10 protein-coding genes are annotated in these 17,391 nt (G+C 71.9%); 6 read left to right on the forward strand and 4 right to left on the reverse strand.

From position 1 onward, the window contains the following. Nucleotides 1-21: 21 nt before the first annotated feature. Nucleotides 22-570 (forward strand): NADPH-dependent FMN reductase, encoded by a 549-nt coding sequence (locus tag AWX74_RS33670; RefSeq protein ID WP_091284911.1) that lies wholly within the window; start codon nt 22-24, stop codon nt 568-570. A 116-nt stretch (nt 571-686) separates the two neighbouring features. On the opposite strand, the gene AWX74_RS33675 is transcribed toward AWX74_RS33670, so the two are convergent. Continuing rightward, the gene (locus AWX74_RS33675) at nt 687-1,598 is read right to left on the reverse strand and encodes a hypothetical protein (protein WP_091284913.1); all 912 of its coding nucleotides are present in this window, start codon (nt 1,596-1,598) and stop codon (nt 687-689) included. A 743-nt stretch (nt 1,599-2,341) separates the two neighbouring features. Here AWX74_RS33675 and AWX74_RS33680 point away from each other — a divergent pair. Further along, nucleotides 2,342-2,761 (forward strand): hypothetical protein, encoded by a 420-nt coding sequence (locus tag AWX74_RS33680; protein ID WP_131799605.1) that lies wholly within the window; start codon nt 2,342-2,344, stop codon nt 2,759-2,761. 794 nt (nt 2,762-3,555) lie between these two features. Here AWX74_RS33680 and AWX74_RS33685 read toward each other — a convergent pair. Beyond that, nucleotides 3,556-5,223, reverse strand: coding sequence for an acyl-CoA dehydrogenase family protein (locus AWX74_RS33685; RefSeq protein WP_091284917.1), 1,668 nt, complete (start codon nt 5,221-5,223; stop codon nt 3,556-3,558). 211 nt (nt 5,224-5,434) lie between these two features. Next, nucleotides 5,435-6,127 carry a TetR/AcrR family transcriptional regulator gene (locus tag AWX74_RS33690; protein ID WP_091284919.1) on the reverse strand — a complete coding sequence of 231 codons (693 nt, stop codon included), beginning with the start codon at nt 6,125-6,127 and terminating at the stop codon, nt 5,435-5,437. 1,050 nt (nt 6,128-7,177) lie between these two features. Between AWX74_RS33690 and AWX74_RS33695 the strand changes: the two genes are divergently transcribed. From AWX74_RS33695 to AWX74_RS33705, 3 genes are all read left to right on the forward strand, one after another. Beyond that, nucleotides 7,178-11,788 carry a diguanylate cyclase domain-containing protein gene (locus AWX74_RS33695; protein ID WP_091284921.1) on the forward strand — a complete coding sequence of 1,537 codons (4,611 nt, stop codon included), beginning with the start codon at nt 7,178-7,180 and terminating at the stop codon, nt 11,786-11,788. A 186-nt stretch (nt 11,789-11,974) separates the two neighbouring features. Further along, nucleotides 11,975-12,352 (forward strand): response regulator, encoded by a 378-nt coding sequence (locus AWX74_RS33700; RefSeq protein ID WP_242666538.1) that lies wholly within the window; start codon nt 11,975-11,977, stop codon nt 12,350-12,352. Nucleotides 12,353-12,396: 44 nt separating this feature from the next. Beyond that, a complete protein-coding gene (locus AWX74_RS33705; RefSeq protein WP_091284925.1) occupies nt 12,397-13,095 on the forward strand; it encodes a hypothetical protein in 699 nt (232 codons plus the stop codon). Between the two features lie 25 nt (nt 13,096-13,120). Here the strand turns inward: AWX74_RS33705 and AWX74_RS33710 are convergent, their stop codons facing one another. Further along, nucleotides 13,121-15,160: a hybrid sensor histidine kinase/response regulator gene (locus AWX74_RS33710; RefSeq protein WP_091284970.1), complete on the reverse strand. Its 2,040-nt coding sequence runs from the start codon at nt 15,158-15,160 to the stop codon at nt 13,121-13,123. 338 nt (nt 15,161-15,498) lie between these two features. Here AWX74_RS33710 and AWX74_RS33715 point away from each other — a divergent pair, with 338 nt between their 5' ends. After that, the gene (locus AWX74_RS33715) at nt 15,499-17,295 is read left to right on the forward strand and encodes an adenylate/guanylate cyclase domain-containing protein (protein ID WP_091284927.1); all 1,797 of its coding nucleotides are present in this window, start codon (nt 15,499-15,501) and stop codon (nt 17,293-17,295) included. Nucleotides 17,296-17,391 lie beyond the last annotated feature (96 nt).

Here is a 17,391-nt window from a genome sequence, read left to right on the forward strand (position 1 = left end):
AACTCACAGGAGGGCCCTGTCATGCCGCAGCGTCGAGTTCTCAGTGTCGTCGGCAACCCCAAGCCGAACTCGCGCACCCGCACGGTGGCCGAGGCCGTCGCCGCCCGGGTGGCCGCCGCGATCCCGGCCGAGGGCGACGTCGTGACCGAGGTGATCGAGGTCAGCGCACTGGGTCCGGGGCTGCTGGGCTGGGGTGACCCGGCGGTGAAGGAAGCCGTCGCCTCGATGCGGACGGCGGACGCCCTGATCGTGGCGACCCCGACCTTCAAGGCCACCTACACGGGGCTCCTCAAGCTGCTGCTCGACCAGATCGGGCAGGGCGAGCTCGGCGGGGTACCAACCGTGCCCGTGCTGGTCGCCGGGGCTCCCGAGCACGCGCTGGCGGTGGAGGTGCACCTGCGCCCGCTGCTGGTGGAGATCGGCGCGTCGTGCCCGACCCGTGGCGTCTTCGTGCTCGATTCCACGCTTCCCGAGCTGCCCGCCCAGCTGGACACGTGGGCGACGGCCAACCTGGCCGCCATCACCGCTCTCGTCGAGTCCCGAGCCACGGTGTCGCAGGACCTCGGCTGAGACCCCACGTCCTGTGCCCGTCACCTACCCGTCGCTGCCGGGTACAGGACGCCGGCGTCGCCACCGGCGCCCTCAGGGGACGTCCCGGGCCACCACCGGACGTCTCAGGTCACCGTTCACGGGCAGGCCTCGGCGAGGCCGGCGAGGATGTCCCAGACCGACACGTCCGGCAGTCCAACGCCCAGGCCACCGTCGTCCGTGCTGTAGCAACCATCGTTCCGGCCCTCCGCCGGTGGCACCCGTGGGTTGCCGCGTGGCGAGCCACCCGTTTCGCGAGCCTGGCCGCCCTGAGCCGCTTCGCCTCGGTCCGGGCTCAGGTCCGCACCGCCGGTGGACGATCCCGTCGTGCCAGCCGTGTCACCGGTCGACAGAGATCCCGATCCCGCGGCGTCCGTGACGTCCGGTGCCTCGGGCGACGACGACGGCCACGGCCACGGCGTGATCCCGCGAAGGCCAGGGGCCGCTCCACCCGGGACAAGGCCCGGCGGCACCAGAGCACCCGGACCCGCCAGGTCCTGGCCGGGTCGGACGCCGGCCGGGAGCCCATCCCCTGGAAACGCCGGCCCTGGGGACGTCTGGCCTGGCAGGACCTGGCCTGGCAGGACCTGGCCAGGCAGGACCTGCCCCTGCGCTGTCGACCCTGGCATCGTCGGCCACGGCGGGACGACCGGCTGTGCGTAGGAGCCCGGGCCGCCGGAGCCGAAGGGCGCGGGGAACTGCCGGACCGCTGCGCGCGGCAGTCCGCTCCCCAGGTCGCCGGCGCGCCCGTCCGTCGGATATCCGTCGGAGAGGCTGGGGTCCGTTCCGAGCGGCCGGGCGGTCACCGTCGCGTCCGGCCGGTCTCCGCCCGTGGCGAGCACGCCGAAGGTCGCCACGGCGACGGTGAAGCTGGCCGCCGTCAGCAGGCCCGCCATCGGGCGATCATCGATGCCCAGGAAGCCGATCCGGCCGCGGAGCATGCCGACGATCCCGACCACCAGCGCGATCATGGCAAGGGCCGCGAGCACGCCACTGATCAGGGCGATCACAGCTTGCCCTGCGACGTCACGCTTTCCCGCATGCGTCCCCCCAGCCACCGATCCGATGTCCGCGGGAACGTACCTCACTCAGGGTAGCCGGATGGTCTCAATTTCAGGTGTGTCGGCGACTCGAGGGCTGCCCGACGATGGCTCGACACCGACCTCACTCACCGCTTCACTTCCGAGCCGCGGGCTTCGACGCGGCAGGCTTCTGAGCGGGTTTCGACCCAGCCGGCTTCGACCCAGTTGGCTTCGACCCAGCCGGCTTCTGACCAGCCGACCTCGACGCGGCGGGTTTCTGAGCCGATGGCTTCGATGTCCCAGGCTTGGACGCCGTCGGCTTCGAGACAACAGGCTTCTGAGTCACGGGCTTTGCCCCCGCAGGCTTCGACGGCTTCTGAGTCACCGGCTTCGACGCGGCGGACCTGGACACCACAGGCTTCTGAGCCACCGGCTTGGCCGCCGCGGGCTTCGATGCCGCCGGCTTCGAAGCCCCAGGCTTGGCCGCCACCGGCTTCGACGCCTCGGACTCGGACGCGGCAGGCCTGGACACCACAGGGCGCTGAGCCGCCCTCTCGGTGCCGCTCTCGTGTGCCGGAGCCGAGGTACGTGCGGCGAGTGGCGAGCGCGCCGCAGGTGACGGGGGCTTCCCGGTGATCGACCGGGCACGGGCGAGCCTGTCGACCGACCGCCGGACCTGGGCGGAAAGGGCACCGATCCGATCGCCTCCGGCCGGCACCGCGGAACCGATCGTGCCTGCCGCAACCGCCGCGGTGCTGCTCGTGGGCCACCAGGGGAACGACGGCATCCGCGCCGGCGAGGGGCTCGCGGTCGCCGAGGTCGGGCCGGACGGGACCGCGGAGGCAGATGCCGTCGGCCGGGTCGTCGACGTCGAGGCCGGCCCGGAGGTGGTTCTGGTCGCCGGCTTCGACGTCGGCGAAGCCGTGGTGCGAGGACGGACACTCGCGGACGGCGTTGCACGCGGGCTCGCGGAGGCCGTCGCCCGCGGCTTCGTGGAGGGCGTCGGCGTCGGGGTCGTTCTGGATGCCGCACCGCCCGGCGTCCGGCTCGTTCCCGTCGTCGGCCGCGGAGAGCGGGACGAGGATGTCGAGGGCGACGGTGACGCGGTACCCCCACCGGCGGTCGTCCCGGCACCGGCGGTCGGCGGGTAGGTGCGGGTCGCGGTCGGGGACGGGTACTCCAGACCCGGGATGCCGGTCACGCTCGACGGTGTGGACGAGCGAGGCCAGGTCGACCCTCCGGGTGTGGACGCCGGCCGCGGGCTGCCGCCGGTTGCGCCGCCGCGCGGTGCGGCGACACCGCCGGAGGGGGTGCCACTCCCAGATCCGCCAGGGCCGTCGGAGGCCCTCTGCTTGAGGTCGGGATCGTCCTCGGGGTCGGGGCCGGCCGACGCTGGTTGTGACCTGGTGGTGGTCTGCGGCGCCGGCCGCGGGGACGTCGATGCGTCGGCGGCGCCGCTGCCCGCACCCGGGTCGCCCGGGGTGCTCCGGCGGGCTGCCGCCACGGACTCGCCCGATCCACCGAAACGCACCGCGATGGCACTCAGCGCGAGCACCGCGGCGAGACCGGCACCGGTGACGATCCCGGCGGTCCGGCGGTTACGTATCCAGGCCCATTCAGCGACGCCGCGCACGAGCCCAAAAAGACCCGCGAAGACCACCAGGCCCGCCACGGCAAGAAAGAAGACGATCATCACACCCCCGGAGGCAGGCAACGGGCTCAGCCTAAGAGGCCGACCGCCACCTTCCGCTACGCCATAAACACAGTGCGCTTCCAGCAGTGCGAAACTCGAACCGCAGCAAACTGTCCAGAGTCAGGATAGGACCGGACGTACCTACCAAGGTCACATCGGGCTGGCGTCACACCCGTCCGTGCAACTCTCCGTACTCATCTGATCGCCGTCGCGCCGCGCGCAACCGATCACCGCAGGCCGCGAGAACCGCGCTCAGACAGCACCGTGCGGGATCCGCCGCAGGATGCCGTCGAGATCGAGACCTGGCGGAAGGGTGCCGAAGGCCAGGCCGGCGTCACCCCCCACCCGGGCCACGCAGAACGCGTCCGCCACCGCCGGCGGGGCGTGCCGCACCAGCAGCGCGCCCTGCAGGAGCAGCGCCATCCGCTCGACCAGCCGGCGAGCGACCAGCTCCAGCTCGACCGGCTCGTCGGCGTTGAGGAGGGCGGCCAGGTCGTGGCGCAGCCGGCGCCAGGCATCGTCGAGGTGGCGGTTCCCGCCGGCCGCCGCGTCGATCTCGGCCGCATAGGCGGCGAGGCTGGCCGGCTCGCGGCCGAGGGCGCGCAGCACGTCCAGGGCGTTGACGTTGCCCGAGCCCTCCCAGATGCCGTTCAGCGGCGCTTCGCGGTAGAGCCGCGGCAGCCCCGAATCCTCCACGTAGCCGTTGCCGCCGAGGCATTCGAGCGCCTCGGCGACCATGGCCGGCTGGCGCTTGCACAGCCAGTACTTGGCGAGCCCGGTCGCGAGACGACGGAACGCCCGCTCGCCCTCGTCACCCTGCTCGGCCCGGTCCACCGCGCCGGCCACCCGCATCACGAGCGTGACCGCTGCCTCGGATTCCAGTGCCAGGTCGGCCAGCACGTTGCGCATCAACGGCTTGTCGACGAGCAGCGACCCGAACGCCGAGCGGTGGCGCACGTGATGTGCCGCCGCCACCAGGGCCGCCCGCATGCCCGAAGCCGTCCCGATCGCGGAGTCGAGCCTGGTGAGCGCGACCATGTCGATGATCGCCCGTACCCCCCGGCCCTCCTCCCCGACCAGATGGGCCAGCGTCCCGTCGAACTCCGGCTCGGCACTGGCGTTGCTGCGGTTGCCGAGCTTGTCCTTGAGCCGCTGGATGAGGAACGGGTTGCGGCTCCCGTCCGGGAGCACCCGGGGCACCAGCAGGCACGACAGCCCGCCAGGGGCCTGGGCCAGCACCAGGAAGACGTCGTTCATGGGCGCGCTGGTGAACCACTTGTGCCCGCGCAGCAGGTACGCCCCGCCCCCGACCGGGGTCGCCCTGGTCTCGTTGGCCCGGACGTCCGAGCCACCCTGCTTCTCGGTCATCCCCATGCCGGCCAGCAGGCCACGTTTGCTCTCCGGCCGACGCAGGCCGGGATCGTAGACAGAGCTGGTCAGGCCGGGCAGATAGGCCGCGGCAAGCTCCGGTGCCGTCCGCACGACCGGCACCGCGGCGTAGGTCATCGAGACCGGGCAGAGGTGGCCATGCTCGACCTGGCCCCACACGAGAATCCCGGCCGCCCGTGCCACATGCGCGCCGGGCCGGTCCGCGGCCCACGCGGACCCGGCCAGCCCGGCCCGCACCGCCACGGTGAGCAGCTCATGCCAGGCCGGGTGGAAGTCGACCTCGTCGATCCGGTTGCCGTACCGGTCGTGCGTCCGCAGCACCGGTGGGTGCCGGTTCGCCTCATCACCCCAGGACTGCGCCTCGGCGCTGCCCGCGAGCCGGCCGAGCCGGTGCAGTTCCTCCGCCTGATCGCCGGCACCCTCCCGGGCCAGCGCCGCCAGCAACGGGATGTCCTCCGCGACGTCGTGGCCGACCAGCGGAGGCGGCTGGTTCGTCACCCGGTGGGTCGGACCGCCACCAAACGTCGTCATCTGTCGGACCTCCCGGTCTGCCCGGGCACCGTTGACGGACGAGCCCCGGCCCGCGATCGCTACCGGGACATCTTCGCCTGCCGACCGCGCATCCGCTGCCGACCGCGCATCCGCTGCCGGCCGCGGCCGGCGCGAGCGCGAGTGGGAGCACCCGCAGGCCCGCAGGAGCACCACCGGGAGCCATCATCCAGGCGACGTCAGCCGAGCGACGTCAGCCGATTCCCTCGGCAACGCTCCAGCCACGGAGCATCGGGCGCGCACCCACGCACCTCAGCGCCATCTCGACGACCTCCCGCACCACCGGTTCGGCCTCCCCGCCATCGCGAGGCAGGTCATGGGCCATCGGGATCGGGCCGGCGAGCACCTCACCGATCGCGCCCGTCAGGGCCGCCGCGGCGACCACCGGATCCTGGGTGGGCAGCATCCCCGCCTCGACCCCAGCGCGGATCAGAGCCGCGAAGACATCCCGGTAGCGCCTGCGGAAGTCACGCCGCTGCGCCTCCAGCGCGGAATCCGACGGCGCGACGAGCAGCGCGTGGACCAGGCCTCGACGCGCCAGCACCCGCCGGGTGAACAGAGCGACCGCCAGCACGAGGCGATCCACCGGATCTCCCGCGGCGGCGGCGAGGCCGACACCCCGCGCCGGGCTGGGCTCGCCGGCCACCGCACGGATGAGTTCAACCTCCTGCGCCGCGGCTCGCCGGAAGACCTCGCACACCAGCTCCGACTTGGACGGAAAATGCTGGTAGACGGAACCGACCGACATGCCTGCCGCTGCCGCGACCGCCGTGACGGAGGCGCCGGCCCAACCGGCTTCGGCGACGAGATCCGTGGCCGCCGCGACCAACCGCTCACGGGCCGCGGCGAGCCGGTCATCCACAACGGCAGGGCGACGGTAGGGCACGGAGAGAGTGAACCATCGCCCGCCCCCCTGAACCACGACGCGGGCGAATTTCAGCCCGGAGCGGCCAGCACGATCAGGCTACTGCATACCGCATCCGGACTCGGCGCACGCGGACCCGAACCGACAGGTACGGACGCCCGGCGAAACTCTTTAACGAGAAATCGTTCTCCGGACACGGAGGATTCAGGACGGAGCCGGTAGCGAGACGCACCCGGAACAGCCCGACGCCAGACAGCCATGACATCACCCCGCCCCCCACCATCCCGGCCGGGGCCCGGCAATCGATTTGACACCGGCTGGAACCGGCGGCTTTGAGTCACGCCCTTTCTACCACACCGACCATCCGCCGATCCGCCCGTAATCCCACGGGATCGACACCCCAACAGCCCTTTCCGCTGCGCCCACCGCGCACCAGTAGCGCTGTGTCATGCCAGCCAAACCGCACGACAACTCGCCACCCTCCACACAGACAAGACGAGGACCAGCACGTTCGCTCGCCCACAAGTCGGATCACAGGAAGCGACGCCCTCCCACCATCTCGATCGAGGACATGATCGAGACTACGGAGCGTGCGACCATCCGAGACCTGGCGGCAACAACTGTCCGACCTTGCCACCGCTGCGCTTCCACATGATCGCTACGCGCTGCGAAGCGGCCGACGCCCGGCTACCTTCCGGCATGGAGAGACCACTGCGGGGCACCCTGAAGCCATGACGTCCCCCTGCTTGCTGCGAGAGTGGCCCACGGCCCGCCACCCGGGCCATCACCCGCACCATCGACGGATTGGCAGCTGTGGTCCTGCAGTGATCAGCGGCCGTGCACCAGTTTGACCGCGCAACGATCATCGGCCGAAATGGCTCCGTGCTACACACATGACCTGGCGGATTCCTGGCCACCGGCAATTCGTCCGGTCGGGCACCGGTGACGAAAGAACGCGGCGACCTACCGGCCGGCGAAAGTCTCGAGACGCACACTCGTATGCTCTTCCTGCCGGGATTGCACAGACCGCGGCAATACCACGGTCCAGGTCGGTTCCGGCACGAGGCCGTCATGCCGACGGCGAGATGGTGGAACGGAAACCGACTGATGACGATGGCCCGCCGGCGGCGCCCGATGGCGACGGACGAACACGCCTGGCCACCAGTCAGGCGGCGGTTGTGGTTCCATAACCCGGTCCGGCTTGCCTGTTCACCCCTCCTGAGCGGCGTCCTCGCGATCCTCGTGCTGAGCGCGGTCGCACTGGTCGTCGGCGGGCGCTGGCTCGACGGCGCCGAGAACACCCGCCTCACGGGCCGCGCGAATCTGATCAGGAACCTGGCGAGCTGGGAAGCCAGCACCGACGACCCGGCCGGCCTGCGCGCCCTGGTCGACAGCACGGCGTTCGAGCGCGGCAACTCCGGTCTCAACAACCAGTTGGCAGCCAGGTTCCAGTTCACCACCAGCGGCGACACCACCCTGCTGGTCGCGTTGATCGACCGGTCCGGGGCTCCCCTCACGATCAGGCCGGCGCACGAGACCCTCGACGTCACAGACCTCGGGCCCGCCTGGGCGACCGCCTGGCGCGGCGACAACGCGGTGTCACCGGTGTTCAGGCTGAACGGGCTGGTCGTGCGGGCCGCCGTCGTCCCGGTGGGCGGGGCCCGCCCCTGGGCCGTCCTCGTCAGCGTCTCCTCCGAGGAATCTGGCGCCCAGCTCGGCACCGCGCTGGGCGCGCTGCTGCGCCTACCCGGCAAGGGCTCCGTATCGACAGTAGATCCGAACGGCGTCGCGCTGGTCTCCACGGACAGAGCCCTGATCGGAACCCGGGTGCTCGACCCGGTGCGGCTCGGCGACACTCGACGCTCGGCCGGCGAGCCCACGATCTGGACCACCGGCGGTGAGAACGGCTACACCCACATCGCCGCGGCCCAGCCGACCACCGGGTACTTCACCTACCTCGCCCAGCCGACCGGCCAGTTATACGCGCAGCTGCGGACCCAGCACTCCCACCGCATGGTCACCCTGCTGGTGGTGACGGTCGTCGCCGTCCTCTCGATTGCCGCCGTCGGTCTGCGCGAGCAGACGCGCACCCTTCGCCGGCGTGACGATCTACGCTCGCTGCTCGCCGCCAGCCGCGACATCGTGATGACCGTCTCGGCGGACGGCCTCCTGGAGTTCGTGAGCCCGGCGGTGCTGTCCCGGCTCGGGCACGACCCCGCCGCGCTTCGCGGGCGGCAGCTTTCGGCGCTGGTTCACCGCGCCGACATGCTCCGGGTCGCCGAGGTGCTGTCCGAGGCTCATCCCTCGACGGTGATGAACGTCCGGCTGTTGTCCAGCACCGGCGGCGAGCACTGGTTCGATGTGTCGGCGCGGCGGCTCGCCGACACTATTCGTCCAGGACGGGTGGTGCTCACCTGCCACTCGATCGAGCGGCGGCGGGTTCTGCTCGACGAGCTCGGGTTCCAGGCCGAGCACGACCCGCTTACGGGCCTGGCGAACCGGGCGACCTTCGATGATCGCCTCGCCACCGCACTCGCCGACCGGGAACCGGCCGGGCCCGTCTCCGTGCTGTTCATCGACCTGGACCATTTCAAGCCGATCAATGACAACTACGGGCATGCCGCCGGCGACCGGGTACTGACCGTCGTGGCCGAGCGGCTCACCGCCGTGCTCGCCGCCGTACCTGCCGCCGGCGCGAAGGCGGCGGCGGCCCCCGCGGCCGATGCCGTGTCGCCGATGGCCGCTGGCACACCCACGCCCTGCCGCTTCGGCGGCGACGAGTTCGGTGTCGTCCTCCCCGGCGTCGACGAGGAGAGCGCCGCCGGGCTCGCCGAGCGCATCGGCGCGGTGCTGCGTGCACCGATCGTTCTGGACACGGCCGAGGTCACTGTCGATGCCAGCATCGGAGTCGGCGTCACCCGCGCCGCGTGCCCACCCGAACACCTGGTCCGCACCGCGGACGAGGCGATGTACCGAGCCAAGGCCGCGGGCCGCGGCTGCCACGCGCTCAGCATCGCCGAGGCAGGGGTCGAGGTCGACGCCGAGGCCCACACCACGGAACGTGGCACGAGCGTGAACAGCCACACGATCGCAAACAGCCACACGATCGCAAACAGCCTCACGGGCGCAAACAGCCTCACGGGCGCGAACAGCCACACGAGCGTGAACGGCAATACCACGGTCGACGCTCTCGCCGGCGCCGGCGAGAGCGTTGACGGGGGCCCGATCACGGGACGGCATCGGACGGAGCAGGAGCCAGCCAGCCCGGCACGGACAGCGCTGTCGGCCCCGGGAAGCTCCGCCGCATCGCGAGCGGTCCCAGCACCGACAGGCGGCGAAAGGGCGATCTCGCGGCGGTGGCGTGGACGGGCGGGCCGCCGCGGCCGCGGGGCCGCGCCGTACCGGCCGGGCGGCGGGCGTCGGCGGCGGCTGACCGCCGTTTTCCCATCCGCGACGGTGCTCGTGGTCCTGCTGGGCACGGCAGCCACCGGGCTGTCCGTGGAAGCCTCCGCGGGCGACCGGGCCCAACGGCAGCGATTGGCGGCCGGCGCGGCGCTCGTCGAGCACTTCGCCGAGTACGCGCACGCCGTCAGCGACCCCGCTCGGCTTACCGGTGCCGTCTCGGAGTTTCCGTGGGACCTCGACAACCACGCCGCCCTCGCCGAAGCCCTGCGAACCATGGCCGCGACGCCGATCGCCGGCCCCAGCGCACTTCTCGCCGTGGTCGATCGGACCGGCACGCCGATGGCGGTCGAGCCACCCGGGGCGGAGGTGCCGATTCCTCCGAACAACCCGCTGTGGGCCCGCTCCAGTCAGGGCGGGGCGCTGACTCCGCTGCTGCCGGTCGCGGGCGGTGTCCGAATCTGCGCCGTCACCCCGATCCTGCGTGACGGCGTGACGGCCGCTCAGCTCATGATGTGCCCGACGAACATCCTGCCGGCGGCCCGGATCCTTCGCACGACCGACGGACTGTCCAGTGACCTCGGCCAGGGCGGCATCTCGATCCTCGACCAGAACGGCCAGGCGGTCCTGGCCTGGGACGGGACTCTGGTGGGCCGTGTCCTGGTCGACCCGGCCGAGCTTGTCGGCATCCGCGACGGCAAGCCACGGCAGGTGCACTCGCGCAGCGGACCCGACACGATCGCCGTCGCGGCCGCGATCAAAGGTGGCGGCTACGTGCTGCTCGACCAGACCGCCGACGTGGTCGAGCAGAGTGTGCGGGAGCATCGTCCGCTCGGCAACGGGCTGCTCTTCGGCATCATCGGTGTGACGATCATCGGGCTCGCGGTCTCCAACCGACGGCAGGAGGGCGCCATCCGTCAGGACCTCGACGAGCTCGGCGTCCTCCTGCACGAGGCGAGCGACATCGTCATCCTGCTCGACCACGGCGGGCGGCTCGCCTTCGCCAGCGCGGCGGTCGGCAACCTGCTGGGCCGGGACAGAGCGACGATGGTCGGCCATGACCTGCTGTGCTACGTGCACCCCGACGACCGGCCCGCCGTACGCATGCTCCTGAACACACCGCTGGACGGACCGTCGCTACAGGATGTCCGGCTCAGGACGCAGGACGGCACCTACCGCTGGTTCGACATCGAGGCCGCGGCCTGGGAGATGCCGGCCTCGGCGGGGCAGCCGCATGTTCCCGTCCTGACCTGCCGGGAGATCGGGCAGTGGCGGGGTCTCACCGAACAGCTGCGTCGACGAGCCCGCCACGACCCGCTCACCGGCCTGCCCAACCGGGCGGCGCTGGCGGAGCATCTTGAAACGATCTCGCGCGACCAGACGGCCTTCGCGATCCTGCTCGTCGATCTCGACAGGTTCAAACCCATCAACGACACCTTCGGACACGCGGTCGGTGACCACGTGCTGCGTGTGGCCGCGGCGCGAATCCGGCGGATCCTCACCTCCGAGGGCGACACCGACATCGATGACGAGGGCGACAGCCGCGGCGACACCGCCGCTGGAGATGCCGCGTGTGGCTGCGCCGCGGACACCACGCAGTCGCTGTCGCTGGATGGCACGGTGTCTCTGGATGGCACGCGGTCGCTGGATGGCACGCAGACGCTGGTCGGCGCGGGCGACGGGTCCGGCGGAGCTGCCATGGGCCTTGGGGGCGGTGGGCGGAACGACGAGGGACGACGCCGGTTGCGCCGGCCGTCGTCCTGGCTGTGCGGCATCGCGGGGCGGGCCTGGTACCGGCCCGAGCGGGGAGCGGTGTTCCGCGTGGGCGGTGACGAGTTCGTCGCCGTCCTGACCGGGTCCACCGCACCCGCCGGTGGGCTGGACGTGGAGACGGTGGCCTGGCACGCCGCGGATCGGATCACCTCGGCGCTGCGCCGGCCCATCCTCGTGGACGGGCAGCTGGTGTCGGTGGGCGCCACCGTCGGCGTCGCGCTCTCCCGCGGGGTGGCCGACCCGCAGGCCGTCATCGGGCTGGCCGACGCCGCCATGTACGAGGCGAAGCGGGCCGGCGGCGGCCCCCCGGCCGCACCGCTCACACCTCCCGGGCGCCGCAACCGTGCCGGCCGGATCGCCCTCGCGGACCCGGCGGATCCCGTGCGCTCGCCGGATCCTGGGCATCCGATGACGCGCACGGACCACACGAACGACACAGCCAGCCGGGACGGTGTCGGCAGTGCAGGCAGCCCGCTTCCCGGAGCAGGTGTCGAGCACGTATGGTGACCAATGCTGGCACATCGCGACACGAGACCTCGTGGTTGCGCCATCCAGCATCAGGGTCGTGCCGTATGGTGTCGCCGTTCGGCTGACAGGCGGCGATGAGGTCCTGGTTGAGGGCGACCGAGGTGGCGCGTGCGGAACCCATGTAGCGGTGAGGCGCCCCGGCACGTCCGGCCTCGGGCGCTTGTGGTGGACGATCAGGAGATGATCCGGGTCCTCGCGGCGCGGGTGCTGGCCGACGGCGGCTGGGCGGTGGACACTGCCGCCGGCATCGCCGAGGCCCTCGCACTGCGGCCGCTGGAGTTCGACGCCATCATCATCGACACCCGGCTCGGCCCGGAACGAGGCACCGAACTGTTCGCCCTGCTCCGTGCGCAGGACCCGCTCGTCTCCCAGCGCTGCCTCGTGCTCACCGGCGCCGTCGCCGACCCCACACCGGACGAGGTGGCGGTTCTCCTCAAGCCCTTCCGGGCGGACGACCTCCTCGACGCGGTCAACCGACTTGCCGGCCACCGCCCCGCCGAGAACGGCCCGTGGGACGGTGTACGCCCCGGGCGGGCCGGGTGAGCCAGCCGAGACCAGTCGGGCCGGCCCACGCAACCGAACGCCTCATGTTCCTCATGATCGCCTTACAGGAACGCGAGAGCCGGGCGCTGACCGACGCCCTGCACGACGGCCCGATGCAGGAGCTCACCGGCATCCTGCTGTCGCTGGCGAGCCTGCGCCGCAACCTGACCGAGGACCTGGCCGAACGGGTCACCCAGATCGAGACCAGGCTGCGTGACACCGCGGCCACGTTGCACCGGCCGCCGTCGCCGTTCCGTCCGGGCAGCAGCCCACGGCAGATGCTCGAGCTCGGCCTGACCCAACGGGTCGAGGGGGTGCTCGTGGAAAGGCTGTACATCAGCCTGGACCTCGATTCCGCCCCGCCGGTGCTGGGAGAGGTCGCCGTTCTGCTCGCCGCCGTTCAGTTGCTCCTTCAGGAAAGCGATCCGATACACCAGGCCGCGCGTGCCCTCGTGTCGGTGCGGGCGAGGCCCGAGGGCATCGACCTGGCGCTGCGCGTCGCGTATGCCGACACGGTTCAGCCCTTCGCCCCGGATCTCACGGCCGAGGCCGACGACCAGGTGCGGTCCGCCGGCGCCGACGACGAGGACGGCCCACTGGCGACGCGGGACAACGCGGCGAGCTGGCGGGAGCGACTCGCGCCGATCGCGCAGTTGTTGGGCGCCGAGCTGCGGACGGACCCCGCGACCGGCGCGTGGTCGGCCGCGGTGCGGTTGCCGCGCCGCGGCAACCGGCAGCGATAGCTGCGGCGGCAGCGGCGGGCCCGGTTCAGCCGCCGCCGTCAGCCGACCACGGGAGCGGGTACGGGCCCGCCTGGGTCGGGGCCTGGCCCGGCGCGGGCCGGGGAGTCGGTGCGGCGTCGAGCACCTCGCGCACCTTGGACAACAGCACCCGCTCCGAGAACGGCTTGGTGAGCAGGGCGAGCCCGGGAGCGAGCGTCCCGTTCTGGGCGAGTGCGGGATAGGCGTACCCGGACATGTAAAGCACCCGCAGGCCCGGGCGCCTGAGGCAGATCCGCTCCGCCACCTCCCTGCCCAGCACCTGCGGCATGACGACATCCGTCAGCAGCAGGTGGATGTCGACCGTCAGCTGCTGGGCCATCGTGATCGCCTCGGGCCCGCTGCGGGCCGTGATCACCCGATAGCCGTTGCGGGCGAGGATGCGCCGGGTGAGCTCGCGCATCGCGGACTCGTCCTCCACGACCATGATCGTCTCGCCGCCGAACAGCTCACCGGCCGCCGCGACCTCCTCGATCGCCGATACCGCGCCCTCGATCGCCGGCAGCATCGCGCTGACGGTGGTGCCGACGTCGACCGTCGAGATGATCTCCACGTGGCCACCCGCCTGGGTGATGATGCCGTAGACGGTCGCGAGGCCCAGTCCGGAGCCCTCACCCTTCGCCTTGGTGGTGAAGAACGGCTCGAAGGCCCGCGTGACCACGTCCGGGCGCATGCCCGTGCCGCTGTCGCTCACCCTCAGATGCACGAAACGCCCGGGGCGCGAGCCCGGATGCGTGGCGGCCGCCTCCTCGTCGACCCGCACGTTCGCCGTGTCGATGGTGAGCGTGCCGCCACCGGGCATGGCGTCCCGGGCGTTGACCGCGAGGTTGACCAGAACCTGCTCGATCTGGCCGACGTCGGCCAGCACGGGCCACAGGTCGGGGTGTGCGGAGGTGTGCAGCTCCACATGCTCGCCGAGGGTGCGGTGCAGCAGCTGCTCCATGTCGTGCACGACCTCGTTGAGGTCGAGCGGCTTGGGCTGCACGACCTCGCGCCGGCCGAAGGCGAGAAGCTGATGGGTCAGCTGCGCCGCCCGGTCGGCGGCCCGTTGGATCTGTTCGATGTCCTGCCGGGCGGACTCCCAGCGGCCGCCCTGGATCTTCGCGGCGTCGGTGACGACCTCCCCCACGAAGGTCGTGTAGTTGATGATGACCGCGAGCAGGTTGTTGAAGTCGTGCGCCACCCCGCCCGCAAGCTGGCCCAGGCTCTCCAGCCGCTGCGACTGGTGAAGCTGCACCTCCAGCCGCTCCCGCTCGGCCTGGGCCCGTAGCCGCTCCCGCTCCGCCTGCGCTTCCAGCCGGTCGGTGACATCCCGGATCGCGGCGGAGACGAGCAGCCCGTCCTCGGTCTCCAGCGCGGACAGCGAGATCTCGGCCGGGAACTCCGTGCCGTCCCGGCGCCGCGCGGCGAGCTGCATGCCCGCACCCATCGGGCGTGGCCGCGGATCGCTGAAATAACGCTCGCGGTGGCGTGGGTGCAGGTGCCGAGCCGACTCCGGCACGAGGATCTCGACCGACTGGCCGACCAACTCGTCGCGGCCGTACCCGAACAGCCGCTCGGCCTGCGCGTTCACCAACGCGATGCGGCCATCCGGACGCACGCCGACGATCGCGTCCGGCGCCGCCTCCAGCAGGCCCCGGAACATCGCCTCGGCACGCTTACGGCTTGTCACATCACGGATCGCCGCCGTGACGAACGTGCCGTCGGCGGTCCGCACGGCCGAGAGCGAGATCTCGGCCGGGAACTGGGTCCCGTCCCGGCGAAGGGCCGCGAGCTCCATACCCGCACCCATCGGCCGTGGCCGCGGATCCGCCAGATAGGCGCCCCGCCGAGCCGGATGGGCCGCGCGGAACACCTCGGGAACGAGGATCTCCACCGGCTGACCGACCAGCTCCTCGCGGCTGTACCCGAACAGCCACTCGGCCTGGGCGTTCACCAGGACGATGCGGCCATCCGGGCGAACACCGACGATCGCGTCCGGCGCGGCATCCAGCAGACTGCCAGGCGGGACGTCGGCATATCCCGCCAACGACAACTCCCAGACTGTGAACGATGTGTCACGCAATGACGCATGTTAGCCCGCGCCGCTTACCAGGATCGACCTCGTACGGATTGAAACGGAATCCTTATAAGGAACATACGATCTAGCCCGCCAGGTGCCGGACGCGGCGCGGCCACGGCCAGCGGCGACCACGACCTGCGACCGGCCACCCGGGACGAGCGGAGAGCGGTAGGACGAGCGGGGAGCGGTAAACAGCGTGCAGCGAGCGGTGAGGCCAGTCCGCCCCACGAAGGTGGTGCCAGCACCCCCGCCGGGGTGACCCCAGCCTGCTGGCGCCGACGGTGCCGAATCGGCTGAATATTGCCATGGCGCGCAACCGCAGGGCGGGCGACAGTACAACCAGCCACACCACGAACGACCACACCACGGGGAACGACCACACCGGGCGCGACCACACCACCGGGCGCGACCACCCGGCCCGCGGCGACGGCCCGGGCGCCGGCGACCGGACGGCGACAGCGGCGACAGCGGCGACAGCAGCAGCCGGCGCCACCACGCCAACGGACATCACCACAGCGAACGGCGACACGAAAAACATCGACACAGTCCGGACGACGCGTATCACCGTACTGCTCGCGGACGACAACCTCATCGTCCGCGAGGGTGTCCGGGCGCTACTTTCCCAGGTCGCGGACATCTCGGTCATCGGAGTCGCCGCCGATCACGACGAACTCGTGCGGGCCGCCGGCCGGCTGCGTCCCGAGGTGGTCGTGACCGACATCCGCATGCCGCCGGACTTCACCGACGAAGGGGTACGCGCAGCCCAGCTCATCCGTGCGGCGAACCCGGCTACGGGCATCGTGCTCCTCTCCCAGTACGACGAGCCCGACTACGCGATCGCGCTGCTTCGGGACGGTGCGTCCGGCTATGCCTACCTCCTGAAGGAACGGGTCGCCGACCCCGATCTGCTGGCCCGGGCCATCCGCGAGGTGGCCACCGGTGGCTCCCTGCTGGACCCCGACATCGTCGCGGCCGTCATGACACCGGTTCGCGAGTCCGGGACGCTCAGCCCCGAGCAGGAGGAGCTGCTGCGCGACGTCGCCCACGGGCGGCCCGTCGCCGCGATCGCGGCGCGTCACGGCGACACCCCCGCCGCGGTCAACGCGGCGATCGACACCCTGCTGCTCCGGCTCGCCCAGGGCGCGAGCGCGGGGCAGGCCGGGGCACTGCGCCGACTGCGCATGCTGCACGAGGCGCTGATGAAACGAGAGGAGCAGGACGCCGAGCTCGCGCGGCTGCTGCCCAGTGGCCTGGCGGCGAAACTGCGCGACGACGCGACGGCCGCCAGTCGCGCGGAACGCCTCGACGTCACCGTCCTGATGTCGGACATCCGCGGCTACTCGGGCATCGCGCAGCGCACGGACCCGATGGTGCTCGCCCACCAGCTCGACGAGCATCGACGTGAGATGAACGCGGCGATCCTCGAGCAGGGCGGCAGCGTCCTGCAGTACGCCGGTGACGCGGTCGTCGCCGTCTTCGGCGCGCCGAATCCGACCAGCGACCACCGGGAGCGGGCGGTGCACGCCGCCCAGGCCATGCACCGCCGCCAGGACGCCCTGAACGAACAGTGGGCCAGGCGCGGCAGCTTGGAGCCTTTCGGGCTGGGCGTCGGCGTCTCCACGGGTGAGGTCGCCGCGGCGCTGCTGGGCTGTGACGCCCGCCGGGAGTACACCCTGGTCGGCGACACGATGAACCTTGCCGCCCGGCTGCAGACCATGGCCGAGGCGGGCGCGACGATCCTCAGCGCGGCGACGGCGGCGGTGCTTCCGGCCGACCTCGTCGTCCCGCTGGACCCGCGCCCGGTGAAGGGCCGGGTCGGCGACGTGTTCGCGTTTAGGGTGCACCCCGCATGGCCCACCCCGCCTGCCGGCGTGGCCTCGGCCACGGCTTCCGTGTCGGCGCCCGTGCCCGTACCCGTGGCCGTGCCGGTGTCAGCGCCGGTATCGGTGCCCGTGTCTGTGCCGATATCGGTGCCGGTGTCAGTCCCCACGCAGGCGCCCGCGATCGGGGCGCGGCGGGACGCGACGGGACCCGGGGCATCCCGGGCCGCATCCGGCAAGGCTCCGCGCCGGCGTCGGAGGCTCCTGCGGCCCGCGGCCTGAGGGGAGGCCCGGTTCGGCACCCGCCCGGTCCCGCCTGGTGCCCGTTCGATCCCTTGGGTCCTGTTTGACCGACCCCCTGACCAGGGCCGTCGAGTG

This window comes from Parafrankia irregularis (genome assembly GCF_001536285.1).
In the GTDB taxonomy this organism is placed as follows: Bacteria; Actinomycetota; Actinomycetes; order Frankiales; family Frankiaceae; genus Parafrankia; species Parafrankia irregularis.

Excerpts from the sequence above, each read along its gene's own strand:
- AWX74_RS33670 (WP_091284911.1), top strand. The coding sequence starts at position 22 with ATGCCGCAGCGTCGAGTTCTCAGTGTCGTCGGCAACCCCAAGCCGAAC.
- AWX74_RS33705 (WP_091284925.1), top strand. The coding sequence starts at position 12,397 with ATGTTCCTCATGATCGCCTTACAGGAACGCGAGAGCCGGGCGCTGACC.
- AWX74_RS33685 (WP_091284917.1), bottom strand. The coding sequence starts at position 5,223 with ATGACGACGTTTGGTGGCGGTCCGACCCACCGGGTGACGAACCAGCCG.
- AWX74_RS33695 (WP_091284921.1), top strand. The coding sequence starts at position 7,178 with ATGCCGACGGCGAGATGGTGGAACGGAAACCGACTGATGACGATGGCC.
- AWX74_RS33715 (WP_091284927.1), top strand. The coding sequence starts at position 15,499 with ATGGCGCGCAACCGCAGGGCGGGCGACAGTACAACCAGCCACACCACG.